The organism is Sphingomonas pollutisoli, assembly GCF_029167165.1.
Taxonomy (GTDB): domain Bacteria; phylum Pseudomonadota; class Alphaproteobacteria; order Sphingomonadales; family Sphingomonadaceae; genus Sphingomonas; species Sphingomonas pollutisoli.
This window is the reverse complement of record NZ_JARFNJ010000006.1, coordinates 216,290-242,881: the sequence shown is the minus strand read 5'-3', so window position 1 is coordinate 242,881 and position 26,592 is coordinate 216,290. Positions and strand designations below refer to the sequence as shown.

The window sequence follows — 26,592 nt, the reverse complement described above, 5'->3', positions numbered from 1 at the left end:
AACACCCTCAGAATTGATACCGCATCGCGACCTGGCCCTGCGCCGAAGTCTGATCGCGCAGCCCCTGCTGGCTGAAATTGTAGATGCCCGCCGTCGCGGTCGCGCCAAGCCGCCCGAAAGTGCGGTAATAGGTCGCAGTCGCGCCTTCGCTGTAGATGCCGCGTGTACCGGCGATGCCGCTCTTGTAGTAATTCGCGATCACGTCGGCAGTGATTCCGGAGTCGCGATCGAACGCGGCGCCGACATAGGCCTGGGCGTAATAGCTCTGGTCCTCGACGCCATCGACGCTGAACCGCTCGCCCTCCGGCGCGAAGAACTTGCGATTGGCGTAGCCCGCGCCGATGCCGTAGCTGAACGGACCACGGTTCGCCGACAGGATCGCATCGACGCCGCGCGCGCGGTACGATGAGGACGAGATCGACTGGAACACCCCGTTGAGGCATCCGCCCGCCGAACCGGCGGTATTGCCGAAGGTGCACCCGCCGAACTGCTGGCCGAACGCGTCGCGCTGATCGATGAAACTGGTCGGCAACCGCGAAATGCCGTCCTGCAACTGGCGCCCGAACGTCGTCACCGCGTCATACACGCCGAGCTGGAAGCTCACCGAGCGCGACGGCGCGTACGAGAAGGCGCCGGTATAGCTCGTGCCGCCATAGCGCTTGCCGACATTCGCGGTGAGCATGGTGCGCGGCGACGGGCGCCAGATCACGCCCGCGTCGTAGATCAGCCCGTCGGTCTCATAGGCGATGCGGCGTGGTGACGCCTGATCGGTCACGTAGCGGCCGTTGCGGTCGGTCACCGGGTTACCGCCCCCATCGAGCAGCGCGTCCTTCTGGGTGATCTTGATCTTCTCGTATCCCGCGCCCGCGCGCAGCGCGAGCGTGCGCGTCACCGGCAGCACCACGTCGCCGCGCCCGTATTTGCCCTCGTAGCGCTGACTGAGCTGGGTGGCGGTGTCGCGCTCATACGCGCCGCTCACCGTGACGCCGACCGGGAGCACGTCGCCCGCCTTCACGCCGGCCGAGGCGGTCACGACATGCCCTTGCGCGCTGTCGAACACGTCGAGCGGCCGCGCACCGGGCGCGACGCCGGTCGCGCGCGGCGCTTCCACCTTGGTGTAGCCGTAGCGATAGGCGGCGTTGACCGCGACCGGGCCAGCGTTGGTCGCGAGCGTCGGGCCGGCATAGACCGAATAGACCTGGCTGATATTGTCGACATTGCCCGCAAGATTGACGGGTGCGGCGCCGCGAATGTCGAACCGCGAACGAGTGGCGAGCGCCCCCCCGTCCAAGCTGACGCCGGACGCCACCTTCACCACCGCGCGCGCGAGGCCGCTGTGGACGTCGCTGTCGGCGAGGCGCTTGCTCCAGGCGATGCGGCGTTCGTAGCGGTAGCTCACCTGGAGATCGGCGCGGTTCGAATGCAGATCGGCATCGACCCCGGCGGCGACCGTCGAATAGGTGAGCACGTCGTCGTCCCCGCTCAGATCGGCGACGGCGGTCTGGCCAAGCTCGATATAGGGCGAGATCGACTTGTGCCGGCCCTCGGCGTGCGCCGGCGCGGCGAGCGCGATTGCGCAGGCCGCTCCCAGCAGCGAGGCGCGCTTCATGCCAGATCCTCCTGCCCGTAATAGCTGCCGAAGCGGCGGCCACCGGGTGCGTAGGTCACCGCGTTGAGCAGCAACTGGATTTCGTCGCAGCCGCTGAGCAGCGCGACCGCCTCGCGCAGATCGCCTTCGACGGTGCGGTCGGCGCGGACGACCAGCACGGTCTGGCCCGCGTGGTGCGCGAGCACGGCCGCAGGAGATGCGGCGAGCACGGGCGGCGAATCGAAGATCAGCACGCGTCGAGGATCGGCGGCGAGCAACGCCGAGATGATCGCAGCGGTGCGCGCGCTGCCGAGCAACTCGGTATCGTCATGCGATTTGGTGCCGGCGGGTAGCACGCTCAACTGCGGGATGTCGGTCCGCACCACGCAGGCTTCGATGTCGATGGTGGGATCGGCCAGCGCGTCGAGCAGCCCCAGACCTTCGGTGAGGCCGAGCCGCTTCATCACATCGGGCTTGGCAAAATCGGCGTCGATCAGGATCACCTCGACCTCGCGCTCCGCCGCCATCGAGATGGCGAGGTTGACCGCGCAATAGGTCTTGCCGTCGTTGGGCTTGGCCGAACAGACCAGGATCGTGCGCGCGCGCGTCGCATCCTGCTGGCGCAGCGCGCGCGCCGTCACCATCAGGTGCCGCTTGACCAGCCGGAATTCCTCGGCGAGCGCCCCCACCGGCGCGCCCGGCACGAGCAGCCCGTTGCTGGCGAGCAGCGCCCGATCGACCGCCACGACCTCACCCCAAGGCGCGGCCGGCGGGACGCGCACATCCTCCACCGGTTGGGCCATCCGCAGCGGCGTCGCGGCGGCGTCCGGGGCGAACGTCTCTGCGTTGCGCCCGCGCAGTTCGGCAGCGAAATCATAGACCTGCGCGGCGCGCTCGATCAGCGAACCGTTCTGCTTGCGCGAGTTCATGTCGTTCATGCGGCGAGTCCTCGCTGGAGCATCTCGACGCCGAGCAACGCGACCCACGCGACCACCAGCGCCGCCAGGCCGCCCCCGAAATAGCCGAGCTGCTGGCGGCGCTGCGCGGTCTGGAGCTTCGTCACCGTCTCTCCAATCGAGCCGATCACCGGCAGCCCGGTCGCAGCCTCAAGCCGTTTGGCCGTCGGGAAGGTCGTTTGCACCTGCGTCATCGCGAACGCGGCGCCTGCCCCCATCACCAGCGCCGCCAGCAGCACGCCGGTCAGCAGCAGCGGACGGTTGGGCGAGGTCGGCACGCGCGGCGCGCTCGGCTGATCGAGCACGCTGAACTTGATCGCATCGGTCTGCGACTGCGCCTGACCGCGCAGGCGGACGCTCTCACGGTCGGACAGCAGTTTGTCGTAGCTGTCCTTGAGCACCTGATAGTCGCGCTCGATCTGCGATTGTTCCTGCATCGCGCCCGAATCGCCGGTCAGCTTGGCGCTGATCGCATCGATATCCCCCTGAAGCTGGCGCTTGCGGCTCATCAGCGCGGCGACCTGCGCCTGTTTGTCGGCCTGGTTCGCCTTGAGCTGGAGATACAGCGGGTTCGACGCGCCGGCCGCCGCCGAGCCGCCGACCAGCGGCTCGCTCCGCGCCGCCGCCTGTGCGGCGGCGAGCTGGCTCTTGAGCGCGATCACGTCGGGATGCTGCTCGGTATAGCCGCGCGCGCGTGCATCGCTGAGCTGGCCCTGGATCGCGTTCAGTCGCGCCCGCGCCGGCCCCGCGCTTCCGGCGGTGCCGCCTGCGCCCGGCACGCTCGCCGGGGTTGCCGCCATCTGGCCGTTGATGACCGCCAACCCCGATTGCGCGGCGGCCAGATCGCCATCGACCTGCGCCATCTGGCTGCGCGCCGCCGCCATCCGATCGGCGACCGAGCCGGTGCCGGGCAGCGAACCCAGATAACGATTCTGGAAATCCTCGCGCTTCGCCTCGGCATCCGAAAGCTGCTTCTGCTTCTGCGCGAGTTGCTGATCGAGGAACTGGAGCGTCTGGGTCGTCTCGGCCTTGTCGCCGGATAGGTTCTGCTCGACGAACAGATCAAGCAGCTTCTGCACGACCTGCCGCGCGACCTTGGGGCTGCGCTGACTGACGGAAATGGTGAAGATATTGTCCTGCTCGGATGTGATCTTCACCGCCCGCTGGAGCGCCGCGACGCGATCGGCGACATCCTTGTCGGTGGCGACGGTGTTGGCGAGATCGGTCCCGCGCACGACCTTTTCGAGATTGTCGGCCGACGTCAGCGTCTGACGGACGGTGTCGAGGTTCTTCTGCTGATCGGCGGGCGAGATGCCGACGGCGGCGGGCAGCAGCGTCTGCATCTGCGCGAACACGCGCGCGGTCGATTCATAGCTGCTCGGGATCTGCGCGACGAACAGCCAGCCGACGATCGCGACCGCCCACGCCACGCCGAGCGCGATCCAACGCCGCATCCAGACCGCGTGCAGCGCGACCCGCAGTTCATCGTAAAGACCGTTCACGCGCCCGGCCCTCTCAGAACATGCTCTCGGGAATGATGATGACGTCGCCCGGTTCGAGCCGGACGTTCGCATGCGAATCGCCGTTCTTGAGCAGGTTCGACAGCTTGACGTTGTATTCCACCTGCTTGCCCGTGCCGCGATCGTAGCGGATCAGCTTGGCGCGATTGCCGGCGGCATATTCGCTGAGGCCCCCGACCGCGATCATCGCGTCGAGCAGGGTCATGTTGGCGCGGTACGGGATCGAGGCCGGCTTCGCGGTCGCGCCGACGATACGGACCTGCTGGCTGAACGTGCCGCTGAAATTCTCGACGATCACGGAGACGATCGGGTCTTTGATATATTCGCTGAGCGCGATCTTCATGTCGTCGGCGAGCATCGCCGGGGTCTTGCCCACGGCGGGCATGTCGCTGATGAGCGGTGTGGTGATGCGGCCGTCGGGGCGGACCTGCACCTTCGCCGACAGTTCCGGGTTGCGCCACACGAAGATGTTGAGCTGGTCGAGCGGGCCGATGACATATTCCTCGCCCGGCTGCTCCTGCGTGGCGACGAACGCCGCCGGCGGGAGCTGTCTGCCGCCGCCCGTCGCGCAACCGTTCAGCGCGAGCGCGGCCGCGCCCGCCGTGACACAGCCCTTGAGAAGCCCCGAAGTACGCATCCACCAAACTCCCTGCGGCGACGGCCCGCACGCTCCGTCCTGCGTGCGGGTTCGCGGCGATGGGCCGGCTATGCCTGCGGAGAGGTGAAGATTACGTTAGTAACGTCCGGCGCGCCCGCGAGGATTTCGGCCGGCGCGGGGTGGCCGAGGAAGCCCGCCGGGCTGGCGGACAGGCCGTACGCCCCGGCCATGAACACCGCGACCAGATCTCCGGGCTCCGCGCGCGGCAGTTCGACCCGGTCGGCGAGCCGGTCGAGCGGAGTACATAGCGGACCGACGACGCTCACGATCTCGGTCGGCGCGTCCGGCCCGGCGGTGGCCACCGCGACCGGATAGTTGCGGCGCACCACCGTGCCAAGGTTCCCGGTCGCGGCGAGTTGGTGGTTCATGCCGCCATCGGTGACGATGAAGGTCTCGCCCCGGCTGTGCTTCCGGTCGACCACGCGCGTCAGATACACGCCCGCCTCGCCCACCAGCCAGCGCCCGAGCTCGATCGCGAAGCGCGTGGCGCCCAGTGCCGCTGGCAACGCCGCGCACCGTTCGGCCAGCGCCGCGCCGATCCGCTCGATGTCGAGCGGCGTTTCGCCAGGGAAATAGGGGATACCGAAGCCACCGCCGAGATTGACCAGCGGCGGCACCACGCCGACCTGCTCGCTCAGCCGCGCCGCGAGCGCGAGCGTCTCGGCCTGCGTCTCGATGATCGCGTCCGCATCGAGCGCCTGCGACCCCGCGAAGATGTGGAAGCCGCGCCACTCCGCGCCTTCCTCGATCACCTCGACAGCCACGGCGGCGGCGCGATCGGCGTCGATCCCGAACGGTGAGGCCCTGCCCCCCATCCGCATCCCCGATCCGCGCAGCTCGATATCCGGGTTCACGCGCACCGCGAGGCGCGGCACGATCCCGAGGCGATCGCCGATCGCGATGGCGCGCGCCGCCTCGCTTTCGGATTCGAGATTGATGGTGATGCCCGCCTGGATCGCCGCCGTGATCTCATCGTGGCGCTTGCCCGGCCCGGCGAAACTGATCGCCTGCCCGCGCTTCAATCCCGTCACCCGCGCGAGTTCGCCCGCCGAGGCGACGTCGAACCCGTCGATCAGCGGCGCCATCGCGGCGAGCAGCGGTGGAAACGGATTGGCCTTGATCGCATAATGCAGATCGACCCCCGCGAACGCCGCGCGGAACCGCGCCACCCGCCGCGCAACGGCGGCGACGTCGTAAACGAACAGCGGCGTGTCGCCTGCGACATCGACCCACTGCTCCGCGCTGCGCCCGGCGATGACGAGTGGTGCCCCGGCGAAATCGGCCGGGATCGTCCCCATCGGCTTCATGGCGTAACCTCGCGGCGGAGCAACGCGCGGTCGAGCTTGCCATTGGCGTTGACCGGCAGCGCGTCACGCCAGTCATAGCGGGCGGGCTGCATAAAGCTCGGCAGCTCGGCCCGTAAGCGCGCGCGCAGCGCTGCCTCGGCCTGCACGGGATCGCCGAACGCGCGCGCCACCACCACGATCGCCTGGCCGAGCCGCGCGTCGGGCACGCCGATCGCGACCGCCTCGCCCGCCTCGCCGCCACGCACGACGGCATCCTCGATCTCCGTCGGGCTGATCCGGTTGCCGGCGCTCTTGATCATCTCATCGTCCCGCCCGACGAAGTGGAACAGCCCGTCACTGCCCGCGACGACGGTATCGCCCGACCACACCGCCATGCCGCCGCTCGCCGACCAGTCGGGCGCTGGCCGAAAGCGGTGCGCGGTGCGTTCGGGATCGCGCCAATAGCCGTGCGCGACCAGCGGCCCGGCATGGACCAACTCGCCGGATTCGTCGGGCGCCGCGCGCGTGCCGTCGGCGAGCACCGCCATCACCTCGGCGAACGGGATCGCGCGCCCGATCGCGTCGGGATGCGTATCGACCAGTTCAGGCGCCAGATAGGTCGAGCGAAACGCCTCGGTGAGCCCGTACATCGGATAGAGATCGGCCTGCGGGAACCGCGCGCGCAACCCGGCGATGATCGGTCCGGTCAGCGCGCCGCCCGAATTGGTGAGCCGCAGCAGCCGCGCCGCCGTCTCGGCCGGCCAGTCGGCTTCGAGCAATTGCACCCACAGCGGCGGCACCCCGGCCAGCGTGGTCGCGCCGAACCGCTCGACCGCCTTCACCACGTCGCGCGCGGTCAGGTAATCGATCGGCGCGACCGATCCGCCCGCCGCCCAGGTCGAGAAAAGCTGGTTCTGCCCGTAATCGAAACTGAGCGGCAGCACGCCCAGCACCCGATCGGCGGGCGTGATCTTGAGATAATGCGCAACGCTGATCGCGCCCAGCCACAGGTTCGCATGGCTCAGCATTACCCCCTTGGGGCGGCCGGTCGAGCCCGAGGTGTAGAGGATCGCCGCAAGCGTATCGGCGTCGGCGCGCGACGGCGGCAGCGCGTCGTCGCCCTCGGCGAGCGCCTCCTCCAGCACGATCCGGCAGCCGGCGGGCACGTCGCCCGGTTCGAGCGTGGCCGCACGCGCCGCCTGCGTGACGAGCAACCCCGCGCCGCTGTCGGCGAGGATATGCGCCACTTGCGCGCGCTTGAGCACGGGGTTGATCGGCACATGCACCAGCCCGCCGCGCGGCGCGGCGAGTGGCAGCACGCAGGCCGCCGCCGTCTTGGGCAACCAGCTCGCCACCCGCGCGCCGGGCGCGTCGATCGTCCGCGCAAGCCACGCCGCCGCGATGCCGACCCGCTGCTCCAACGCGGCGAAGGTGATGTTGCCGCCCTTGAAGGCCAGCGCCACGTCTTCACCCGCGCCGCGCAGCGGCAGCGTGTCGATCGAGCGCGGCACGGGATCGAGGGCGATCATCGCGCCCTGATAGCCGAGTCCGCAGCCGTGTGAAGGGCCGGGGTGAAGACCCGGCCCTTGGCAGACGCCCGGCTTCTCTCTAACGCGCGCGCAAAAGAGAAGGATGGGCCCTCCGTGCTGCCAGACGATATTTCGACGATCGAGACGACCGTACGCGCGGTGTTGCGCGATGTGTTGGGGCTGAGCGAAGCCCGCGCCGCCGCGCTGCGCGCGGAAACGCCACTGTTCGGCGCGATGCCCGAGCTGGACTCGATGGCGGTCGCTGGCGTGCTGACCGAATTGGAAGAGCGGCTCGGCATCCTGATCGAAGACGACGAAGTCGATGGCGAAATGCTCGAGACGTTCGGCGCGCTCGTCCGCTTCGCGGTGGCCAAGGCGCCGCAATGAGCCGGCGCGGTTGATCGACCAGTATGACTGGCGCGGCGGCCGCGAGGCGATGCTGCGCTTCGGGCCGGAAAGCGGACCTGTCGTGGTGATCGCGCTGCCGCTGTTCGAGGAAGCCAACCGGACGCGCGCGTTCGTGGTGACAATGTGCCGGGCGCTTGCCGCGCGCGGGGTGGCGAGCGCGCTGCCCGATCTGCCGGGGCAAGGCGAAAGCTCGCTTGCCACCGAAGATGCCCGTTTGGACAACTGGCGCGCCGCCTTCGCCGCAGCCGCGGCGAGCCTCGGCAGCGGCGCACATGGGGTCGCGCTGCGCAGCGGTGCCGCGATCGACGGCGAAGCGCGGCTGGCAGGCCGCTGGCGGCTGTCCCCGCTTCCCGGCGCGGCGGCGCTTGCAGAGCTGCGACGTGCCGCATCGGCCGTCAGCACGGCACGCCGTGAGCCGGTGGAAACGCACAGCTACGGCGCGAAGCTGCTCGCCGGCCACCGCATCGCCGTGCCGCTACTGAACGCCTTGAGCGCCGATCGCCAGCTCGACCCGCCGCACGGCCCGGTGCGGACGGTGCGGCTGGCCACCGACCCGCAATCCGCCGACCGCAAGGTGGACGCGGCGCCGCTGTGGCGCCGCGCCGAACCGGGCAACGACCCCGCGCTCGCCGCGCTGCTCGCCGACGATATCGTGGCATGGATCGCGCGATGCGGCGGCTGATCGACTTCGCTTGCGCGGGCGAACGCCTGCTCGGCACGCTCGACGCGGCAGCAGGCGAGACCGGGCTGCTCATCGTGTCCGGCGGCAATGAGGTCCGCAGCGGCGCGCATCGCGGCATGGCCTTGCTCGCCGCGCGGCTGGCGGCGGCGGGCGTGCCTGTGTTCCGGTTCGACCGGCGTGGCATCGGCGATTCGAGCGGAGAGAACGGCGGCTTCCTGTCGTCCGCGCCCGATATCGCGGCGGCGGCGGCGGCCTTCGCCGCACAGGCGCGCGTGCGCCATCTCGTCGCGTTCGGCAATTGCGACGCGGCGACCGCGCTCGCGCTGTTCGGAGCGTGCGCGGGAATCGACCGGCTGATCCTGGCCAACCCCTGGGTGATCGAGGATGACGACGGCCTCCCGCCCGCCGCAGCGATCCGCGCGCGTTATGCGGAGATGCTGAAAGCCCCGCGCGCATGGCTTCGGCTGGCGCGGGGCGGTGTCGATCTGCGCAGGCTCGCCGGTGGGTTACGCAAGCTATCGAAAGCCGCCGCGCCGGGCGACGAGGCTCTCGCCGCCCGGCTGTTCGGCGCGCTCGATCACTGGGGTGCCCGCGCGACCATTCTGCTTGCGAACGGAGACGCGACCGCGATCGCTTTTCGAGATGCGGCGAAGGCGGTGCCGCTCGCCGCACGTATCGAAACGCTCGAAAGCACCTCGCACAGCTTCGCGCGCGAGGGCGACGCGGACTGGCTGTTCGAGCGGATTATGGCAGCGCTCTGAAATCCAACCGTCACCCCAGCGCAAGCTGGGGTCTCCCCGGAGGTAGCGCGCGCCGCACCGGCAGATCCCAGCTTGCGCTGGGATGACGAACCGGGCGGCTACTCCGCCGCCTCGGCCAGCTTGAAATCCTCCGCCGCGAGGAATCGCTCGGCATCGAGCGCGGCCATGCAGCCGCTGCCGGCGGCGGTCACCGCCTGGCGGTAATGTTTGTCCATCACGTCGCCGCACGCGAACACGCCGGGGACGTTGGTCTTGGTCGTGCCGGTCTCGACCTTGATGTAATGGTCCTCGTCGAGCTCGACATGGCCACGGAACAGCTCGGTCGCCGGGTGATGGCCGATCGCGACGAAGCCGCCGTCGGTATCGAGCCGCGACAACTCGCCCGTCACCGTATCGCGCAGTTGCAGCGCGATCAGCCCCGCCGTACCGCCGCCGTCGACGAATTCGGCGACTTCCTTGTTCCACAGCACGGTGACGTTCTTGTGCGCGAACAGCCGCTCCTGGAGGATCTTCTCGGCGCGGAAATGGTCGCGGCGGTGGATGATCGTCACGTCGGGCGAATGGTTGGTGAGGTACAAAGCCTCCTCGACCGCGGTGTTGCCGCCACCGATAACGGCGACCTTCTTGCCGCGATAGAAGAAGCCGTCGCAGGTCGCGCAGGCGCTCACGCCCTTGCCCTTCAACGCCTCCTCGCTGTCAAGGCCCAGCCACTTGGCCTGCGCGCCGGTCGCGATCACGAGCGTGTCGCCCTCATACACGTCGCCGCCGTCGCCGATCAGCCGGAACGGACGCTTCGAGACATCGACCTCGACGATCGTGTCGTACATGAGCTGGGTGCCGACATGCTCGGCCTGCTTCTGCATCTGCTCCATCAGCCATGGCCCCTGGATCACGTCAGCGAAGCCGGGGTAGTTCTCCACATCGGTGGTGGTCATGAGCTGGCCGCCCGGCTGAATACCCTGCACGAGGATCGGCTTGAGCCCCGCCCGCGCCCCGTAGATGGCGGCGGTAAGGCCCGCCGGCCCGGAGCCGAGGATCAACATGCGGGTGGTATGCGTGGTCATAAGGGCTTCCAGCTTGGGCGAGGCGTCTCGGGCGCGCTTTATGGGGCAAGCGGCCACGATGGCAATATCGGCATGGCGGGGTTCGGGTTCAAACCACAGCCGCCGCACTTTTGCTTTGCGGCGCACGCACGATGCTATCACAAGCGTTCGCACTCCGTTCGTGCTGAGCTTGTCGAAGCACGTGGCCGCGCGTCGCGCGTCATATGCACTTCGACAAACTCCGTGCGAACGGTAAGAGGCTCGTGAACGAACGCAGGATGCAGCGCATACCCTCTTGTACGATCCTCGGTGCGATCATCGCCGGCGGCGCGTCGAGCCGGTTCGGCAGTGACAAGGCGCTCGCGCTGCTCGACGGCCAGCCGCTGATCGCGCATGCCGCCGCCGCGCTCGCGCCTTTCGCAGCGACGATCGTGGTGTGCGGCCGCGACTGGGCCGGCCTGGCGTCGCTCGCCGACCGCCCGGTGCCGGGGCTAGGCCCGCTCGGCGGCATCGCGGCGGCCCTGCATCACGCGCAGGCGGCCGGATACGCGGACGTCCTCACGATCGGCTGCGACATGCCGCGCGTGCCTCCAGCGCTGATCGCCGATCTGATCGCCCGTGCCCCGGCGTATTGCAGCAACGCGCCGATCCTCGGCTGCTGGCCCGCCGATGCCACCGACACCCTCGCGGCGCGGCTCGACGGGCACGTCGCCGGCACGAAGAGCGCCGCGCTGTCGATCCGCCGCTTCGCCGACGCGATCGGTGCGACTGCGGTGCCCGCGCCAGCGCCGCTCTTCAACGTCAACACGCCTGGGGATCTGCCGACATGACGACTCGCGTCGAACCGATCCTCGTCCTCACCCGCGACGGCGCGCACGCGGGGGAGCGCACGATCGCGATCGAGACGGCGGTGGCGATCGAGGTCAACGGTATCGGCTATGCCGTGCTGATGGCGACTCCGGCCGCGCTCGCCGATCTCGCGACCGGCTTCCTGCTGACCGAACGGCTGATCGACGCCCTCGCCGACATCCTGGATCTCGACTCGTTCGAAACGCCGGCGGGCTGGATCGTTCGCGCGACCGTCGCCGAGCGGTGCGCCGGACGCATCCACGACCGGGTCCGTCACCGCACCAGCGACACAGCTTGTGGGCTGTGCGGCGTGTCCGGGCTTGAGCAAGTCGTCCGCCCGGTGGCGCGGCGTGCACCCGCGCCGCACACCAGCGCAACCGCCGTGTTCCTCGCGCTGGACGCGATTCGCGCGCACCAGCCGCTCACCGCCGCGACCGGGGCGCTGCATGCCGCCGCCCTGTGCGATACGGCCGGCGCGATCGTCGCGGCGCGGGAGGATGTCGGGCGGCACAACGCGCTCGACAAGCTGATCGGCGCGTGCGCGCCCGGCCGCCTCGCGGATGGGTTCGTGCTGATCACGTCGCGCATCAGCTTCGAGATGGTCGACAAGGCGCTGGTCGCGGGCGCGCCGCTGCTGGTGGGCATATCCGCCCCGACCGCGCTCGCGGTCGATCACGCCCGCGCGCAGGGCCTCAGCCTGGTGGCGCTGGCTCGCAACGATTCGGTGCTGGTGCTGAACGATCCGCACCACGCCTTCGCGGCGCGGCTTTGATCTCGAATGGTAGCGAAGGAGGGACTTGAACCCCCGACCCCAGGATTATGATTCCCGTGCTCTAACCAGCTGAGCTACTTCGCCCTGCCATTCGAGAGCGGCGCCTATATGGGCCGGAAACGGCGCGGTCAAGCGAACATATGGCGCGACAGCGGCTCCCAGTGGCCGCCGCGATAATACCAGCTCGCCAGCCCGGCGATCACGACCGAGCGCGGGCGAAAATCCGTCTCCAGCGCGGCGAGCAGCGCCTTCGCCTCTGTCGAGGACACCTTGTTCTGAATGGTGACGTGCGGCCGCCAGCCGGCGCGATCCTGCGGTGTCAGCAACGGGGCGAACGCATCGGCGAGCGACTCGCGAATGTCCTCCAGTGACGCGCTTTCGATTCGAAACGCCACGCCGCCGCCGAGCGACATTAGCCCGGCGATCCGCGCATCGGGCGGCGCCACCCCGCGCGTCGCCGCCGACAACCGCTGCTTCAGCTCGGCGCTGATCGACGGCGGCAGATGGTGGAACATCGTCAGATGCGCCGCGAGGTGGTTGCGCTCGGGCGGGAAGTGGCGCTGGCGCAAGCCGTCGAACACCGCCGCATCGGTTTTGCCGAACAGTGCGGTGACGATGATGGGTGCGGGTTCGATCAAATCTCGAGCTGGCTGCCGAGCTCGACGACGCGGTTGGTCGGCAACCGGAAGAACTCCATCGCGCTTTCGGCGTTGCGCAACATCCACGCGAACAGCTTCTCGCGCCAGATCATCATCCCCGGCCGCGACGAGGGCAGCAGCGTCTGCCGCGCGAGGAAGAAGCTGGTGTCCATCATCCGGAACTCGGCGCCGCAGCGATGCACGTTGGCGAGCGCGACCGGCACGTCGGGCTCCTCGATGAAGCCGTATTTCAGGATCATGCGGTGGAAGCCGTGCGTCAGATCCTCGAGGTGGCAGCGCTGTCCCTCCGCGACATAGGGCTCATCGACGATCTTGACCGTCAGCAGGATGATCCGCTCGTGCAGCACCTTGTTGTGCTTGAGGTTGTGAAGCAGCGCGTGCGGCACGCCCTCGGGGGTCGAGGTCATGAACACCGCCGTGCCGGGCACGCGAGTCGCGGCCGTCGCGGCGGACTGGATGAACACCTTGATCGGCATCGCGCCCTCGCGCATCCGCGCGATCATCAACTGCCGCCCCTTCGACCAGGTGGTCAGGATCGTGAAGATGATGAACCCGGCGAGCAGCGGGAACCAGCCACCCGAGACGATCTTGGTCAGGTTCGCGGTGAAATACGCGCCGTCGACGAGGAAGAACACGCCGAGCAGCGGCACCGCCGCGATCAGCGGCCAGTTCCACAGCCGGCGCAGCACCACCACCAGCAGACAGGTGTCGATCAGCATCGCCCCCGTCACCGCGATGCCATATGCGGCGGTGAGGTTGGAGGAGCTGCGGAAGAACGCGACCAGCAGCAGCACCATCGCCAGCAACAGCCAGTTGATCAGCGGGATGTAGATCTGCCCCGCGGTCGCCGCGTTGGTATGCTCGATCCGCAAGCGGGGCATGAAGCCAAGCTGGATCGCCTGCTGAGTCACCGAGAACGCGCCCGAGATCACCGCCTGGCTGGCGATCATCGCCGCCGCCGTCGCGATCAGCACGAGCGGCAGTTCCCAGCCGGCCGGCGCGAGTTTGTAGAACGGGCTTTCCAGCGCGGGCACGCCATCGCGGAACAGCAAAGCGCCCTGCCCCATATAGTTGAGCATCAGCGCCGGCAGCACGAAGAACATCCACGACACGCGGATCGGCTTGCGCCCGAAATGCCCCATGTCGGCATAGAGCGCCTCCGCGCCTGTCACCGCCAGCACGACCGAGCCGAGCGCGAGGAAGGCGCGCAGCGGATCGTGGTAGAAGAACAAGGCGGCATAATGCGGCGACAGCGCCCACAATATGCCCGGCGTCTTGACCATGCTCATCACGCCGAGCGCGGCGATCACCACGAAATACAGCAGCATCACGGGTCCGAAGAACAGCCCGATCTTCGCGGTGCCCTTGCTCTGGATGACGAACAGACCGATGATGATGAGTGCCGACAGCGGCAGCACGAGATGCGAAAGGCTCGGCTGCGCGACCGCGAGACCTTCCACCGCGCCCAGCACGGTGACCGCCGGCGTTATCATGCTGTCGCCGTAGAACAGCGCCGTCGCGAACACGCCGAGCAGGACGATGCCGCGCGACCAGCGGATCTGCTTCACTCGCCCCGAAATCAGCGCGAGCAGCGCGAGGCTGCCGCCCTCGCCCTTGTTGTCGGCGCGCATGATGATCGTGACGTACTGGATCGTCACCACGAGCAGCATCGACCAGAAGATCAGGCTGACCACGCCCATGATGTGGAAGGCGTCGACCTCGAGCTTATGGTGCCCGGCGAAGGTTTCGCGGAACGCGTAGAGCGGGCTGGTGCCGATGTCGCCGAACACCACGCCGATCGCGCCGAGCGCGAGCTTGGGCAGCGCTTCGCCGCCATGAGAATGGCCACCGGGTGTCGCGAGATCGGCTCCGGCAGGCGCGGGCTCAGCCGCGCTGGTGACGATGTTGCTCACTGGAAGGCAGTTCTTGCCCGGAAATCAATGATATATGACATATGCAGACCGATAGCGCCCCTGTGATCCACAGCGGCAGGCCCGTAGCATGGCGCTCGGGTCGTTAGCAATCTGCCATGTGGGGGCGCGCTGGCCCGGTTCAAGACGCCCGCGCCGCATAAGCGCCGCCCAGCGTGAGAATCGCGGTGGCATGGCGCGCCGCGATCGCGGCGGTATCGGCGCCATAGCCGCCGCCGACCGTGCTCGCGAGCGGGATGCCGCGCTGAATGGCGAGCCGCGCGACCAAGGTTTCGCGCGCGATCAGACCGCCCTGCGTGAGCGCGAGCCGGCCGAGTCGATCGCCGCCGAACGGATCGACCCCGGCCTGATACAGGATGAGTTGCGGCCGCACGCTGTCGAGCAACGGCGCGAGCGTTTCCTCCAGCGCCCGCAGATACGCGGCGTCTCCGGTCTTGTCGGGCAGCGCCACGTCGAGCGTCGAGCGCGCCTTGCGCGCCGGGAAATTCTTCTCGGCATGGATCGAATAGGTCGCGATGCCGGTGCGCCCGGCGCAGAGCGAGGCGGTGCCATCGCCCTGATGCACGTCGCAATCGACCACCAGCAACCGCTCGACCGCGCCCTCCTCGACCAGCCGCACCGCCGCCACCGCGAGATCGTTTAGCACGCAATAGCCCGATCCCGTGCCCGCGAGCGCGTGATGGCTGCCGCCCGCGGTGTTCGCCGCATAGCCGTGTTCGAGCGCGAGCCGCCCGGCCAGCCATGTGCCGCCGACGACATGCCGCGACCGGTCCGCCACGGCCGCCGTCACCGCAAAGCCGATGCGGCGCTCCTTCTCCGCCGGCACCCGCGCCGCCAGCACCTCGGCGACATATTCCGGGTCATGCACCGCATCGAGCCATGCTCGCGGCATCGGCTCGGGCTCGAACCAGCCGAGGCGCGCGCCTTCGGCGCGCAGCAGATCGCGCAGCAGCCCGTTCTTGCTGAGCTGGGTCGGGCTGTTCGCATGCGCCGTGGACACATAGGCGGGATGATGGACGATCGGGATCACCGCGCTTAGGTAAGGTCGGCGGCCGCGCGCCGCAAAGCGGTGGTGAGGAGACGTGCTTGGCCGAGATGTACATTCGCCCCGACGTGCGCGGGTTCCTCGCCTTCCTCAACGCCGCGCCCGGCCCGCGCATGCACGAAGTCGATGCCACCCGCGCCCGCATGATGCTGCGCTCGATCAAGGACATCGCCGATCTGCCGATCGGCGCGCTCGGCACGATGCTCGACCTCACCCTTCCCGGTCCCGCCGGCGAGCTGCCGGCGCGGCTGTTCGATCCGCGCGCGACGCGCGATCCGGGGCCGCTGGTGCTGTTCTTCCACGGCGGCGGCTTCGTCATCGGCGATCTCGACACGCATGCCAGCTTCTGCGCCGAGATGGCGCGCGCGCTCGATCTGCCGGTGCTGGCGATCGACTACCGGCTCGCGCCCGAGCATCGCTGGCCGGCCGCGCCCGACGATTGCGAGGCGGCGGCGCGCTGGGTGGCGAGCGCGCCGGCTGCGCTGCCGCGCGTCGCGACCGGGCTCGTGCTGGCGGGCGACAGCGCTGGCGGCAACCTCGCGATCATCACCGCGATGGCGCTGCGCGACGCGCCGGCACTGCTGCCGGTGCTCGCGCACCTGCTATTCTATCCGGCCACCGATGGTTCGCAGCCATACCCGAGCCTCGCCGCGTTCGAGAGCGGGTATCTGCTCGACCGCGACAGCCTGCAGTGGTTCGCCAATGCGTATCAGGCCGATTTCACCCATGCGCGCGCCTCGCCGCTGCTCGCGGACCTCGCGGACATGGCGCCCGCCATGGTGCTGACCGCCAGCCTCGACCCGATCCGCGACCAGGGCCGGGCCTATGCCGCCGCGCTCGCGCGGGCCGGCGTGCCGGTGACGTTCCGTGAGGCATATGGCACCGTGCACGGCTTCATCACCTTGCGTCAGGCGATCCCCTCGTCGGTCGCGGACTGCGCCGGCGCCTTCGCAGTTGCGAAGACGATGATTGCGGAAAGTGTGGCCGCGCGGCTAACGTCGTTCGCTCCGACCTCCGAGGCGCGTTGAGCGATGACCGATCCCACCATGCTGCCCTACCGTCCCTGCGCGGGGCTGATGATCCTGAACCGCGACGGCCGCGTCTTCGTCGGTCAGCGCAAGGACACCAGCATCGAGGCGTGGCAGATGCCGCAGGGCGGGATCGATCCGGGCGAGGATGCCGAAGCCGCCGCGCTGCGCGAGCTTCGCGAGGAGACCGGGATCGCCGCCGATCGCGTCGAGCTGATCGCGGTCGCGCCCAAGGAGCTCACCTACGATCTGCCGCCCGATCTCGTCGGCAAGGTATGGAAGGGCCGATGGCGCGGCCAGCGCCAGCGCTGGTTCCTCTACCGCTTCGTCGGCGACGACAGCGAGATCGACATCGCCACCGAGCATGAGGAATTCATCGCCTGGCGCTGGATCGAACCGGCCGAACTCCCCGCGCTGATCGTGCCGTTCAAGAAGGCGCTGTACGAGGATATCCTGGCGCTGTTCCGCGACCACCTCGGTTGATGCGGTCAGCGGCCCCGCCACGGCGGCAGACGGATGTCGTCACGATCAGCGTCGATGCTATGGTAATGTCATGGTATTTTCGTTGATCCTGGTCGCCGCGCCGGTCGTGGACCCGGCGCCCGCGCCGGCCGCCGCGGCGCCGGCCAAGAATGACGCGCCACTGCCGCCGCAGCTCAAGGCGATGCTCGACGCGGCGATCGCCTCCGGCAACGAGAACGACATCAACATCATCGCCAAATACGCCTCCAACGCCGCCCCCGATTCGGCGCGGACGATCAAGGCGTCGGTGGACGGCTGGCGCAAGGCGCGCGAGGCCAAGCGCGTCGAGACGATCGTCGAGGCCGGCCCGCTCGATCTGTGGAAAGGCAGCGCGACGCTCGGCGGCTATGCCACCACCGGCAACACCAACGATGTCGGCGTCAGCGCGGCGGTGAAGCTCAGCCGCGAGACGTTGCAGTGGAAGCACACGGTCACGCTCGCGGTCGATTACAAGCAGAGCAGCGGACTCATCAGCCGCGAGCATTATCTCGCCGCTTATGAGCCGAACTATAAATTCTCGGAGCGGGGCTATATCTACGGCACCGGCAGCTACGAGAGCGATCGCTTCCTCGGCTATTACAACCGCTACGCGGGTTCGGTCGGGGCGGGGTTCGGCGTGATCCGGGGGCCGGGCGTCAAGCTCGATCTCGAAGTCGGCCCGGCCTATCGCCGCACCTCCTTCACCGATGCGACGCAGGAAAACAGCTTCGCCGCGCGCGGATCGATGGATTTCGCGCTGAAGCTCAACCGCGCGATCTCGGTGACGCAGGCCGCGTCGGTGTATTTCCAGCGGATCAACAGCACCGTCAGCAGCACTTCGGCGATCAACGCCAAGCTGTTCGGTCCGCTTTCCGCGAAACTCTCCTACGCCGTCCAATATGAAAGCGCGCCGCCGATCGGACGGGTCAGCACCGACACGTCGAGCACCGCGTCGATCGTGTATAATTTCTAGCGCCGCCTTCTCCCGAACCGTCATCCCAGCGCAAGCTGGGATCTCCAGGTGGAGCGCGGAACGCCCGCCGCAAAGCGACCGCCGCGTGCGCTGAAGCGACGGATCGGCTGCAAGCGAACCGCAGCGGGTGGAGTAACGGCCGATCCCGCGCTAGGCTCTGGCGATGGAGAGCCTTTCCACCAGCGAACGCGATGCGATCGAACAGGTAGAACGCACGCCGATGCTCGCGCTCACGCAAGCGTGGGCGGCAGTCAATTCCGGCACGCGCAACCTCGCCGGGCTGGCGACGATGGCCGCGCGCCTCGCCGACGCGTTCGCCGGCCTTCCCGGCGACCTCACGCTCGCCGACCCCGCGCCCGCCGAAACCTTGCTCGCCGACGGCACGCTCGCCGCGCTCGACCACGGCCGGCATCTGCACCTGACGGTTCGCCCGCACGCGCCGGTCCAAATTCTGCTGACCGGCCATATGGATACGGTCTTCCCCGCCGATCACCCGTTTCAGGATATGCGTTGGCAGGACGACGGCAGCCTCAACGGCCCCGGCGTCGCCGACATGAAGGGTGGCCTCGCGGTGATGCTCGCGGCGTTGACCGCCGTCGAAGCCGGTCCACTCGCCGATCGCATCGGCTATGAGGTGGTGATCGGCTCGGACGAGGAGACCGGCTCCTTCTCCTCGGCGGCGCTGATCGCGCGTGCCGCTAGCGGCAAGGCGGCCGCGCTCACCTACGAACCCGCGCTTCCCGACGGCACGCTCGCGGGTGCGCGCGGCGGGACCGGCAATTTCTCGATTCTGGTGCGCGGCAGGAGCGCGCACGCCGGGCGCAACCCCGATGACGGCCGCAACGCCATTCTCGCCGCCGCCGACATCGCGCTGCGGCTCGCCGAGGCGCGCTCGCCGCGCCTGTCGGTCAACCCGGCGCGGATCGAGGGTGGCGGGCCGAACAACGTCGTGCCCGATCTCGCCATCCTGCGCGTCAATTTCCGCCCCGCCGACGCCGCCGAGATCGCCCGCGCGCGGGCGTGGATCGACGCGACCGTCACGCACGTCACCGCCGCGCATGACGTTACGGTCGAGGTCCACGGCGGCTTTAATCGCCCGCCCAAACCGATCGACGCGGGTGCCGCGAGACTGTTCGGCGTGGTCAAACAGGCGGGCGCCGATCTCGGCCTCGATATCGGCTGGCGCGACACCGGCGGCGTGTGCGACGGCAACAACATCGCCGCGTGCGGCGTTCCCGTCGTCGACACGATGGGGGTGCGCGGCGGCGCGATCCACTCGGCGGATGAATTCCTTATCCCTGAAAGTCTTGCCGAACGCGCCGCACTGTCGGCACTCACCATCTTGCGTATTGCCGAAAAGGGGGGCTTGTGACGTTTCGCATCCGCGCCGCGCGCGACGAGGATCTCCAGCCGCTGTACGAGATGGCGAAGCTGACCGGCGGCGGCTTCACCAATCTGCCGCCCGACCGCCCCTCGCTCAAGGCCAAGCTCGACAAGAGCCACGCCGCCTTCGCCAAGACCGACGATACGCTCGCGGACGAACTGTTCGTGCTCGTGCTCGAGGACACGCGGACTGGCGAGGTGCGCGGCACCTGCCAGATCTTCACCCATGTCGGGCAGCATTACCCCTTCTACAGTTACCGCATCGGCACGCTCACGCAGCACAGCAAGGAACTCGGCCGCACCTTCCGCGCCGACCAGCTCAGCCTCACCACCGATCTGGAGGGGTGCAGCGAGGTCGGCGGGCTGTTCCTCCATCCGGGCGAGCGCGCGGGCGGGCTTGGCATGCTGCTCGCGCGCAGCCGCTACATGTTCATCGCGCAGCACCGCGCGCGCTTCGCCGATCGCATCCTCGCGGAGCTGCGCGGGGTGATCGACGAGGCGGGCGGGTCGCCGTTCTGGGATGGCCTCGCCGGGCGGTTCTTCGGGATGAATTTTCAGGATGCGGACCAGTTCAACGCGATCCACGGTCATCAGTTCATCGCCGATCTGTTCCCCAAACACCCGATCTACATCGCGATGCTGCCCGAGAACGCGCGCGCCGCGATCGGCTTGCCGCACCCGTCCGGGCGCGCCGCGATGCGGATGCTGGAGATCGAGGGGTTTGCCTTCGACAAATATATCGACATCTTCGATGGCGGTCCGACGATGACCGCCCCGACCGACAAGGTGCGGACGATCGCCAACGTCCGCCCCGCCCGGCTCGTCGCGATCGATGGCGACGGCGGCGAGCCGGTGCTGGTCGCCTGCGGCCGGCTCGGGGATTTCCGCTGCGCCTATGGCAAGCTGCGTGCGGCCGGAGATGGCGTGGTGATCGACCGCGCCTGCGCCACCGCGCTCGGGCTGAGCGAGGGCGACGATCTCGCCTGGGTGGCGCGCTACTGATGCTCACCGAAATCAACTTCGATGGCCTGATCGGCCCGAGCCATAATTTCGCCGGGCTGAGCCCGGGCAACCTCGCCGCCACCACCAACGCGGGCCGCACCGCCCACCCGCGCAAGGCCGCGCTGGAGGGGATCGCCAAGATGCGGGCCAACCTCGCGCTCGGGCTGAGGCAAGGCATGTTCGTGCCGCTCGCCCGCCCCGATCATCGCTGGCTTCGGAGCCTGTCGGTGGATTTTACAACCGCCCCGCCCCACCTGCGCGCGCAGGCGCTCTCGGCCTCCGCCATGTGGGCGGCCAATGCGGCGACGGTCTCGCCCGCGCCCGACACCGCTGACGCGCGCTGCCATCTCTCGGTCGCCAATCTGGTGACGATGCCGCACCGCAGCCACGAATGGCCCGGCACGCTCGCGCAGCTCCGTCTCGCTTTCGCCGATCCCGCCTTCGTGGTGCATGGCCCGGTGCCGCCACCGTTCGGCGATGAGGGCGCGGCGAACCATATGCGGCTGTGCGTGACGCACGGCGCGCCGGGCGTCGAGGTGTTCGTCTATGGCGTCGCAGGCGGCCCCTTCCCCGCGCGGCAGCACCGCGAGGCGAGCGCGGCGATCGCGCGCGCGCACCGGCTCGCGCCCGAACGCACGCTGTTCGTCCAGCAATCCGAAGCCGCGATCGCGGCGGGCGCGTTCCACAACGATGTCGTCGCGGTCGCCAACGAGCGCGTGCTGTTCGCGCACGAACACGCCTTCGCCGATCGCGATGGCTTCTATGCCGATCTGCGGCGGTTGCTGCCCGAGGTCGAGATCGTCGAGGTGCCGGCGGCGCAGGTCAGCCTCGCCGATGCCATCGCGTCCTATTTGTTCAACGCGCAGCTCGTGACCCCGCCCGATGGCGCCATGACGCTGATCGTGCCGCAGGAAGTGCGCGAGACCGCGTCGGTCTGGGCGTATCTGCAAGCGATGCTCGCCGGCAACGGGCCGATCCGCCGGGTCGAGGTGGTCGACGTGCGGCAGTCGATGGCGAACGGCGGCGGCCCCGCCTGTCTGCGGCTGCGCGTCGTCGCCGATCCCGCGACGATCGACCCGCGCTTCCTCGTCGATGCGGACAAGCTCGACCGCATCGCCGCAGTCGTCGCCGCGCACTGGCCCGAGGAGATCGCGACCGATGCGATCGGCGACCCGGCATTGATCTCGACAATCGAAAACGCACGCGGCCGGCTGCTCGAAGCGCTCGACCTTGTCGAATTGCTTGACACATAGGCCGGCGCGTTAACCCGGAACCGCGGATTTCCGCGCCTGGCCCACGGTTTGCTTAACCTTTGGCCATGTGGCGCAAGTTCTCCCGGCTGTTCGTCATCAAGACCAAGTTCGAGGCGTTTCTGGTCATCTATGGCCTCGCCATGGGTGCGACCGAACGTGGCGCGCATTATGTCCAGCAATATCACGGCAGCGTCGGCGGCTGGATGCTGTTCGCGGCCTGCCCGGTCGCCGTCTTCATGGCCGGGGCGCGAATCCTCGATTCGGTCGAGCGCAGCGACTGGAGTTGAGGCGCGTCCTCACGCGGCGGCGACGGGCACCGGTTCGGCTGTACGCGTCGTCGCCGCGCCGCGCCCGGCATACCGCCGCGCGAGCGTCGCGCAGACGAACAATTGCGCCTGGTGGAACAGCATCAGCGGCAGCACGATCAGCCCGACGGCATGGCCCGGAAACAGGATCGCCGCCATCGGTATGCCGCCGGCCATGCTCTTTTTGGAGCCGCAGAACACGATCGCGATCTCGTCCTCCACCGAGAAGCCGAGCCGGCGGCTGGCGATGGTCGTGATGGCCAGCACCAGCGCGAGGATGAACAGATCGACCGCCAGCACGCCCGCGATGCTCGCGGGGGAAAGCTGGTGCCAGATGCCAGCGACCATCCCGGCGCTGAACGCGGCATAGACGACGACCAGCACCGATCCGCGATCGACCACCATCGTCAGCACCGGGTGGCGCAGCAGCCACGCGCCGATCCACGGCCGCAGCGCCTGCCCGACCACGAAGGGCAGCAGGATCTGCACCGCGATATCCTCCAGCGCCTTCAGCGAGAAGCCGCCGCTCGCCACCGGCAGCAATTGCGAAACCAGGATCGGCGTTATCACGACACCCAGCATGTTCGACAGCGACGCGGCGCACAGAGCGCCCGGCACGTTGCCGCGCGCGATCGACGTGAAGGCGATCGACGACTGCACCGTCGAGGGCAGCAGACACAGGAACAACAGCCCCGCCCGCACATCGGCCGACAGCACGCCGCGCAGCGCGAACGTCACCGCCACGCCGATCAGCGGGAACAGGACGTAGGTGCTGGCGAAGATCAGCGCCTGCAACCGCCAGTGCGACATGCCGGCCCAGATCGCCTCGGGCTTGAGCCGCGCGCCATAAAACAGGAACAGCGCGGCGACCGCGACATTCACCCCGCGATCGACCCAGACGGCGGCATCGCCACGCGCGGGCAGCACCGCGGCGAGAACGACGGTCGCGATCAGCAGCAGCAGGTAGCGGTCGATACGGCGGAGTATCGCGGACATGACGTGGGCTCCTCGAAGCCGTTCGTCCCGAGCGAAGTCGAGGGACATGCCCTACGCGCCACGTTCGCGGCGGCACCTCGACTTCGCTCGGTGCGAACGGTGCGTGTAAATGCGATGTAACCCGACACCCGTCATGCGCAATTCCGATAGCCCCGATAACACTCATCACATATATGCATGACCATGATCTCACCGGACCTGCTCGCCACCTTCGTCGCCGTCGCCGACGGGCGCGGCTTCACCCGCGCCGCCAAGGCGCTCGGGCTGCGGCAATCAACGGTCAGCCAACAGATCGGGCGGCTCGAAACGCTCACCGGCCGCCGGCTCATCGATCGCGATACGCATCGCGTCGCGCTGACGGTCGATGGCGAGACGCTGCTCGATCATGCCCGCCGCGTGCTCGATGCCCAGGCACGGCTCGAAGCCAGCCTCTCCGATCGTCCCTTGCGGGGGCGGCTACGGCTCGGCGCGTCGGAGGATTTCGTGCTGTCCGCGCTTCCCGACGTGCTCGCGGCGTTCGTGCGGCGCCATCCGGATGTCGACCTCGAATTGAGCGCCGGGCTCAGCCATGATCTCTACGACGCGTTCGATGCCGGGCTGCTCGACGTGATCTTCGTCAAGCGCAAGACCGGGGACCGGCGGGGCACGACCGCGTGGCGCGAGCCGATCCGCTGGGTCGCGCACCCCGATTTCCGGCTCGATCCGGTCGCGCCCCTGCCGCTGCTGCTCTATCCGCCGCCGAGTGTGACGCGCGCGCTGGCGATCGAAACGCTCGAACGTGCCGGGCGAAGCTGGCGGATCGCCTTCACCAGCGCGAGCCTGACCGGCCTCAGCGCCGCCGCGCGCGCGGGCATCGGCCTGATGCCGCATTCGGCACGGCTGAGCCCCGCGCAACTCGCCGTCGTCGCGCCGCATCCGAGCCTGCCGGTGCTGCCCGAGATCGAATTCGTCGTGATCGGCCCCGGCGCCGGCAACCCGGTCGCCGATGCGCTGATCGCGGCGATGCTGCACTGGGCGGGCGTCGAGCGCGCGGCACACGCCTGAACCCCGCCGTTCGTCGGACGGTCGAGCGACAGGCCCAACGCGCAGCCGCCTCGACGGCGCTCGGCTCGAAAGGTTAGGGTGGCACCAATCGCCAATCGAGAGCGTTGACCGGCCCCATGATCAAAGTCGCCAGCTACAACATGCACAAGGGCATCGGCCTCGATCGCCTGCGCGATCCGCGCCGCATCCTCGATGTGCTGTGCGAGGTCGATGCCGATGTCATCGCGCTCCAGGAATGCGACCGCCGCTTCGGCACCAAGGCGCGCGTCATCCCGCAGCATCTGCTTGAGGAGCATGGCGCGTGGCACGCGGTGCCGTTCGGCCGCAACACCGCGAGCATGGGGTGGCACGGCAACGCCATCCTCGTCCGCAAGGGCGCGCAGGTGATCGACCACGAGACGATCCACCTCCCCGCGCTGGAACCGCGCGGTGCGGTTTCCGCCGATCTGCGCATCGGCGGCACCGCGATCCGCGTGGTGGGAATGCATCTCGATCTGTCCGGCCTGTGGCGCAGGCGACAGGCGCACGCCATCATCGCACATGTCGAATCCAGCACGCATGCGCTGCCGGCGGTGTTGATGGGCGATCTCAACGAATGGACCCCGAACGGCGGCTGCCTGCGTGATTTCTGCGCGCATTATCCGAGCGCGCCGACCGGCCCCAGCTTCCACGCCCGCCGCCCGGTCGGCCGGCTCGACCGGATCATGGCGTCGCGCGCGCTGCGCGTCGTGGAGTGCGGCGTCCATTCCAGCGCGACGGCGCGGCGCGCGTCCGACCATCTGCCGATCTGGGCGCTGCTCGAACCGGCCTGATCGCGCGGGCGGACTGGCGCCGCGCGTCAAAGCGGGTTAACCGTTACGCATGCAGTTCCTCAAGACACTGTTCTGGTGCCTCCTCGCGTTCGTCGCGGCGATGTTCACGCGCAACAACTGGACGACGGTGCCGGTCAACCTGTGGGGCGGGCTGATCGCCGAGATCAACCTGCCGCTGCTGCTGCTCATCACCTTCCTCGTCGGTCTCGTGCCGATGCTGGGCGTGTACCACGCGGCGCGCTGGCGGATGCGCGCGCGCCTCGCCACCGCCGAACGCACGATCGCCACGCTGCGCGAGGTAATCGCCGCGCCCGCCCCCAGCACCGCGGTCGAGACGGCGCCGCTTGCGATCACCGCCGAGCCGGAAACCCGTATATGACCAACCGTATCTTCGTCGCGCTCGACACGCCCGACATGGCGCGCGCCCGCGCGATCGCGCAGCGGGTCCGCCATCATGTCGGCGGCATCAAGCTCGGCCTCGAATTCTTCATGGCGAACGGCCGGCACGGCGTCACCGAGATGCACGAACTCGGCCTACCGATCTTCCTCGATCTCAAGCTGCACGACATCCCCAACACCGTCGCCAAGGCGATCCAGGCGCTGCGCGGACTCGATCCAGCGATCCTCACCGTGCATGCCTCGGGCGGGCGGGCGATGCTGGAAGACGCCAAGGCCGCCGCGCCGCTCGGCACCAAAGTCGTCGCGGTGACGACCCTGACCAGCCTCGACGCGAACGATCTGAGGACGATCGGCTGCGCGAACGCCCCGCACGAACAGGTGCTGCGGCTCACCGAACTCGCTCGGGAATCGGGCGTCGATGGCATCGTCTGTTCGGGTGAGGAGGTCGCGGCCGCGCACAAGCTTTGGCCGAAGGGCTTCTTCGTCGTGCCGGGCGTGCGCCCGGCGGACGGCGACATTGGCGACCAGAAGCGCGTGGTAACGCCGCGCGCCGCGATCGATGCCGGCGCATCCATCCTGGTGATCGGCCGCCCGATCACCGGCGCGAGCGACCCCGATGCGGCGGCACGCGCGATCGGCGCGACCCTGTGACCGCGCGGCGCCGCAGCCGGCCGAACTGAGCCATGTTCGATTCGACGATGCTTGATCCCGTCATCCGCACCGCTGTGCCCGCCGATCTGCCGAACCTCCATCCGGTCATCGAGCGCGCCTATCGGGGCGATGCGGCGCGCGCCGGCTGGACGCACGAGGCCGATCTGCTCGACGGCGAACGCATAGACCGCGCGGCACTGGCTGCGATCGTCGCCGATCCCGCCGCCCGGCTGCTCGTCGCGGTGGATGGCGGGGTGCCGATCGGCTGCGTGCAGGTGAGCGACCACGGCGGCGGAACCGCCTATCTCGGGCTGCTGTGCATTGAGCCACTCCGGCAAGCGGCCGGGCTCGGCCGGAGGCTGATCGCCGCCGCCGAGACCACCGCGCGCGACACCTTCGGCGCGCACCGGATCGAGATGACCGTGATCGAGAACCGCACCGAGCTGATCGCCTATTACGAACGTCGCGGCTATGCGCGAACCGGCGAGCGCCGCGACTTCCCGATCGCGGTGCAGCCGCCGCTGTTCATGACGGTCCTCGCCAAGCCGCTATAGGCGG

28 protein-coding genes and 1 tRNA gene are annotated in these 26,592 nt (G+C 68.9%); 17 read left to right on the top strand and 12 right to left on the bottom strand.

From position 1 onward, the window contains the following. Positions 1-7: 7 nt before the first annotated feature. The 6 genes from PX554_RS15135 to PX554_RS15110 all read right to left on the bottom strand — a co-directional run bounded on the left by PX554_RS15135 (position 8) and on the right by PX554_RS15110 (position 7,537). A complete protein-coding gene (locus PX554_RS15135) occupies positions 8-1,609 on the bottom strand; it encodes a hypothetical protein (protein ID WP_275503084.1) in 1,602 nt (533 codons plus the stop codon). After that, positions 1,606-2,526, bottom strand: coding sequence for a P-loop NTPase family protein (locus PX554_RS15130; RefSeq protein ID WP_275503081.1), 921 nt, complete (start codon positions 2,524-2,526; stop codon positions 1,606-1,608). The genes PX554_RS15135 and PX554_RS15130 overlap by 4 nt, the downstream gene beginning before the upstream one ends. Then, positions 2,523-4,046: an XrtA system polysaccharide chain length determinant gene (locus PX554_RS15125; RefSeq protein ID WP_275503079.1), complete on the bottom strand. Its 1,524-nt coding sequence runs from the start codon at positions 4,044-4,046 to the stop codon at positions 2,523-2,525. The genes PX554_RS15130 and PX554_RS15125 overlap by 4 nt, the downstream gene beginning before the upstream one ends. 13 nt (positions 4,047-4,059) lie before the next feature. Beyond that, positions 4,060-4,701, bottom strand: a complete 642-nt coding sequence (locus PX554_RS15120; RefSeq protein ID WP_093223999.1) for an XrtA/PEP-CTERM system exopolysaccharide export protein — start codon at positions 4,699-4,701, stop codon at positions 4,060-4,062. Between the two features lie 68 nt (positions 4,702-4,769). Then, positions 4,770-6,029 (bottom strand): pyridoxal-dependent decarboxylase, exosortase A system-associated, encoded by a 1,260-nt coding sequence (locus PX554_RS15115; protein ID WP_275503076.1) that lies wholly within the window; start codon positions 6,027-6,029, stop codon positions 4,770-4,772. Continuing rightward, on the bottom strand, positions 6,026-7,537 hold the full coding sequence (locus tag PX554_RS15110) for an acyl-CoA ligase (AMP-forming), exosortase A system-associated (protein WP_275503075.1): 1,512 nt from the start codon (positions 7,535-7,537) through the stop codon (positions 6,026-6,028). Before PX554_RS15110 ends, PX554_RS15115 begins: the two co-directional genes overlap by 4 nt. A gap of 114 nt (positions 7,538-7,651) precedes the next feature. Between PX554_RS15110 and PX554_RS15105 the strand changes: the two genes are divergently transcribed. The 3 genes from PX554_RS15105 to PX554_RS15095 are packed head-to-tail and all read left to right on the top strand — an operon-like array spanning position 7,652 to position 9,388. After that, positions 7,652-7,924 (top strand): phosphopantetheine-binding protein, encoded by a 273-nt coding sequence (locus tag PX554_RS15105; RefSeq protein ID WP_275503073.1) that lies wholly within the window; start codon positions 7,652-7,654, stop codon positions 7,922-7,924. Positions 7,925-7,934: 10 nt separating this feature from the next. Further along, positions 7,935-8,627 carry an alpha/beta hydrolase family protein gene (locus tag PX554_RS15100; RefSeq protein WP_093224004.1) on the top strand — a complete coding sequence of 231 codons (693 nt, stop codon included), beginning with the start codon at positions 7,935-7,937 and terminating at the stop codon, positions 8,625-8,627. After that, on the top strand, positions 8,615-9,388 hold the full coding sequence (locus PX554_RS15095; protein WP_275503071.1) for a hydrolase 1, exosortase A system-associated: 774 nt from the start codon (positions 8,615-8,617) through the stop codon (positions 9,386-9,388). The genes PX554_RS15100 and PX554_RS15095 overlap by 13 nt, the downstream gene beginning before the upstream one ends. 98 nt (positions 9,389-9,486) lie before the next feature. On the opposite strand, the gene trxB is transcribed toward PX554_RS15095, so the two are convergent. Continuing rightward, positions 9,487-10,452 carry a thioredoxin-disulfide reductase gene (gene trxB, locus PX554_RS15090; RefSeq protein WP_275503069.1) on the bottom strand — a complete coding sequence of 322 codons (966 nt, stop codon included), beginning with the start codon at positions 10,450-10,452 and terminating at the stop codon, positions 9,487-9,489. A 257-nt stretch (positions 10,453-10,709) separates the two neighbouring features. Here trxB and PX554_RS15085 point away from each other — a divergent pair, with 257 nt between their 5' ends. Then, positions 10,710-11,261 carry a molybdenum cofactor guanylyltransferase gene (locus PX554_RS15085; RefSeq protein WP_275503067.1) on the top strand — a complete coding sequence of 184 codons (552 nt, stop codon included), beginning with the start codon at positions 10,710-10,712 and terminating at the stop codon, positions 11,259-11,261. Further along, positions 11,258-12,052 (top strand): formate dehydrogenase accessory sulfurtransferase FdhD, encoded by a 795-nt coding sequence (gene fdhD, locus PX554_RS15080; RefSeq protein ID WP_275503066.1) that lies wholly within the window; start codon positions 11,258-11,260, stop codon positions 12,050-12,052. Before PX554_RS15085 ends, fdhD begins: the two co-directional genes overlap by 4 nt. 7 nt (positions 12,053-12,059) lie before the next feature. Here fdhD and PX554_RS15075 read toward each other — a convergent pair. From PX554_RS15075 to PX554_RS15060, 4 genes are all read right to left on the bottom strand, one after another. Next, a tRNA-Met gene (locus tag PX554_RS15075) sits at positions 12,060-12,136 on the bottom strand. Between the two features lie 44 nt (positions 12,137-12,180). After that, positions 12,181-12,690, bottom strand: a complete 510-nt coding sequence (locus PX554_RS15070; RefSeq protein ID WP_275503064.1) for a 2'-5' RNA ligase family protein — start codon at positions 12,688-12,690, stop codon at positions 12,181-12,183. Then, positions 12,687-14,615 carry a potassium transporter Kup gene (locus PX554_RS15065; protein ID WP_256326217.1) on the bottom strand — a complete coding sequence of 643 codons (1,929 nt, stop codon included), beginning with the start codon at positions 14,613-14,615 and terminating at the stop codon, positions 12,687-12,689. The genes PX554_RS15070 and PX554_RS15065 overlap by 4 nt, the downstream gene beginning before the upstream one ends. A 148-nt stretch (positions 14,616-14,763) precedes the next feature. After that, positions 14,764-15,672: a histone deacetylase family protein gene (locus PX554_RS15060; protein ID WP_275503062.1), complete on the bottom strand. Its 909-nt coding sequence runs from the start codon at positions 15,670-15,672 to the stop codon at positions 14,764-14,766. Positions 15,673-15,737: 65 nt separating this feature from the next. Here PX554_RS15060 and PX554_RS15055 point away from each other — a divergent pair, with 65 nt between their 5' ends. The 7 genes from PX554_RS15055 (at position 15,738) to PX554_RS15025 (ending at position 22,114) form a co-directional block, all read left to right on the top strand. Then, the gene (locus tag PX554_RS15055) at positions 15,738-16,715 is read left to right on the top strand and encodes an alpha/beta hydrolase (RefSeq protein ID WP_275503314.1); all 978 of its coding nucleotides are present in this window, start codon (positions 15,738-15,740) and stop codon (positions 16,713-16,715) included. A gap of 3 nt (positions 16,716-16,718) precedes the next feature. Further along, positions 16,719-17,198, top strand: a complete 480-nt coding sequence (locus PX554_RS15050) for an RNA pyrophosphohydrolase (protein WP_093224016.1) — start codon at positions 16,719-16,721, stop codon at positions 17,196-17,198. Positions 17,199-17,268: 70 nt separating this feature from the next. Next, positions 17,269-18,189 (top strand): DUF481 domain-containing protein, encoded by a 921-nt coding sequence (locus PX554_RS15045; protein WP_093224018.1) that lies wholly within the window; start codon positions 17,269-17,271, stop codon positions 18,187-18,189. 163 nt (positions 18,190-18,352) lie between these two features. Beyond that, positions 18,353-19,561, top strand: a complete 1,209-nt coding sequence (locus PX554_RS15040; RefSeq protein WP_093224019.1) for a hydrolase — start codon at positions 18,353-18,355, stop codon at positions 19,559-19,561. After that, the gene (locus PX554_RS15035; RefSeq protein ID WP_275503058.1) at positions 19,558-20,574 is read left to right on the top strand and encodes an arginine N-succinyltransferase; all 1,017 of its coding nucleotides are present in this window, start codon (positions 19,558-19,560) and stop codon (positions 20,572-20,574) included. Before PX554_RS15040 ends, PX554_RS15035 begins: the two co-directional genes overlap by 4 nt. Next, positions 20,574-21,827, top strand: a complete 1,254-nt coding sequence (locus PX554_RS15030) for an N-succinylarginine dihydrolase (protein ID WP_275503057.1) — start codon at positions 20,574-20,576, stop codon at positions 21,825-21,827. The genes PX554_RS15035 and PX554_RS15030 overlap by 1 nt, the downstream gene beginning before the upstream one ends. A 65-nt stretch (positions 21,828-21,892) precedes the next feature. After that, positions 21,893-22,114: a hypothetical protein gene (locus PX554_RS15025; protein WP_275503055.1), complete on the top strand. Its 222-nt coding sequence runs from the start codon at positions 21,893-21,895 to the stop codon at positions 22,112-22,114. A 9-nt stretch (positions 22,115-22,123) separates the two neighbouring features. On the opposite strand, the gene PX554_RS15020 is transcribed toward PX554_RS15025, so the two are convergent. After that, entirely contained in the window at positions 22,124-23,128 is a 1,005-nt protein-coding gene (locus tag PX554_RS15020) for a bile acid:sodium symporter family protein (protein ID WP_275503053.1), read from the bottom strand. Positions 23,129-23,305: 177 nt separating this feature from the next. On the opposite strand from PX554_RS15020, the gene PX554_RS15015 reads away from it, so the two are divergent. The 5 genes from PX554_RS15015 (at position 23,306) to PX554_RS14995 (ending at position 26,588) form a co-directional block, all read left to right on the top strand. After that, entirely contained in the window at positions 23,306-24,172 is an 867-nt protein-coding gene (locus tag PX554_RS15015) for a LysR substrate-binding domain-containing protein (protein WP_275503051.1), read from the top strand. 116 nt (positions 24,173-24,288) lie between these two features. Beyond that, complete coding sequence (locus PX554_RS15010) at positions 24,289-24,984, top strand: endonuclease/exonuclease/phosphatase family protein (protein WP_275503049.1); 696 nt, start codon at positions 24,289-24,291, stop codon at positions 24,982-24,984. Positions 24,985-25,033: 49 nt separating this feature from the next. Continuing rightward, positions 25,034-25,363, top strand: a complete 330-nt coding sequence (locus PX554_RS15005) for a lipopolysaccharide assembly protein LapA domain-containing protein (protein WP_275503046.1) — start codon at positions 25,034-25,036, stop codon at positions 25,361-25,363. Continuing rightward, positions 25,360-26,034, top strand: coding sequence for an orotidine-5'-phosphate decarboxylase (gene pyrF / locus PX554_RS15000; protein WP_275503044.1), 675 nt, complete (start codon positions 25,360-25,362; stop codon positions 26,032-26,034). Before PX554_RS15005 ends, pyrF begins: the two co-directional genes overlap by 4 nt. A 47-nt stretch (positions 26,035-26,081) precedes the next feature. Beyond that, on the top strand, positions 26,082-26,588 hold the full coding sequence (locus tag PX554_RS14995; protein WP_275503043.1) for a GNAT family N-acetyltransferase: 507 nt from the start codon (positions 26,082-26,084) through the stop codon (positions 26,586-26,588). Positions 26,589-26,592: the final 4 nt, after the last annotated feature.

Coding starts and splice junctions, on each gene's coding strand:
- trxB (WP_275503069.1), bottom strand. CDS start 10,452: ATGACCACGCATACCACCCGCATGTTGATCCTCGGCTCCGGGCCGGCG.
- PX554_RS15010 (WP_275503049.1), top strand. CDS start 24,289: ATGATCAAAGTCGCCAGCTACAACATGCACAAGGGCATCGGCCTCGAT.
- PX554_RS15135 (WP_275503084.1), bottom strand. CDS start 1,609: ATGAAGCGCGCCTCGCTGCTGGGAGCGGCCTGCGCAATCGCGCTCGCC.
- PX554_RS15055 (WP_275503314.1), top strand. CDS start 15,738: ATGTACATTCGCCCCGACGTGCGCGGGTTCCTCGCCTTCCTCAACGCC.
- PX554_RS15085 (WP_275503067.1), top strand. CDS start 10,710: ATGCAGCGCATACCCTCTTGTACGATCCTCGGTGCGATCATCGCCGGC.
- fdhD (WP_275503066.1), top strand. CDS start 11,258: ATGACGACTCGCGTCGAACCGATCCTCGTCCTCACCCGCGACGGCGCG.
- PX554_RS15030 (WP_275503057.1), top strand. CDS start 20,574: ATGCTCACCGAAATCAACTTCGATGGCCTGATCGGCCCGAGCCATAAT.
- PX554_RS15120 (WP_093223999.1), bottom strand. CDS start 4,701: ATGCGTACTTCGGGGCTTCTCAAGGGCTGTGTCACGGCGGGCGCGGCC.
- PX554_RS15020 (WP_275503053.1), bottom strand. CDS start 23,128: ATGTCCGCGATACTCCGCCGTATCGACCGCTACCTGCTGCTGCTGATC.
- PX554_RS15095 (WP_275503071.1), top strand. CDS start 8,615: ATGCGGCGGCTGATCGACTTCGCTTGCGCGGGCGAACGCCTGCTCGGC.
- PX554_RS15110 (WP_275503075.1), bottom strand. CDS start 7,537: ATGATCGCCCTCGATCCCGTGCCGCGCTCGATCGACACGCTGCCGCTG.
- PX554_RS15015 (WP_275503051.1), top strand. CDS start 23,306: ATGACCATGATCTCACCGGACCTGCTCGCCACCTTCGTCGCCGTCGCC.
- PX554_RS15115 (WP_275503076.1), bottom strand. CDS start 6,029: ATGAAGCCGATGGGGACGATCCCGGCCGATTTCGCCGGGGCACCACTC.
- PX554_RS15050 (WP_093224016.1), top strand. CDS start 16,719: ATGACCGATCCCACCATGCTGCCCTACCGTCCCTGCGCGGGGCTGATG.
- PX554_RS14995 (WP_275503043.1), top strand. CDS start 26,082: ATGCTTGATCCCGTCATCCGCACCGCTGTGCCCGCCGATCTGCCGAAC.
- PX554_RS15025 (WP_275503055.1), top strand. CDS start 21,893: ATGTGGCGCAAGTTCTCCCGGCTGTTCGTCATCAAGACCAAGTTCGAG.
- PX554_RS15040 (WP_093224019.1), top strand. CDS start 18,353: ATGGAGAGCCTTTCCACCAGCGAACGCGATGCGATCGAACAGGTAGAA.
- PX554_RS15130 (WP_275503081.1), bottom strand. CDS start 2,526: ATGAACGACATGAACTCGCGCAAGCAGAACGGTTCGCTGATCGAGCGC.
- PX554_RS15045 (WP_093224018.1), top strand. CDS start 17,269: ATGGTATTTTCGTTGATCCTGGTCGCCGCGCCGGTCGTGGACCCGGCG.
- pyrF (WP_275503044.1), top strand. CDS start 25,360: ATGACCAACCGTATCTTCGTCGCGCTCGACACGCCCGACATGGCGCGC.
- PX554_RS15005 (WP_275503046.1), top strand. CDS start 25,034: ATGCAGTTCCTCAAGACACTGTTCTGGTGCCTCCTCGCGTTCGTCGCG.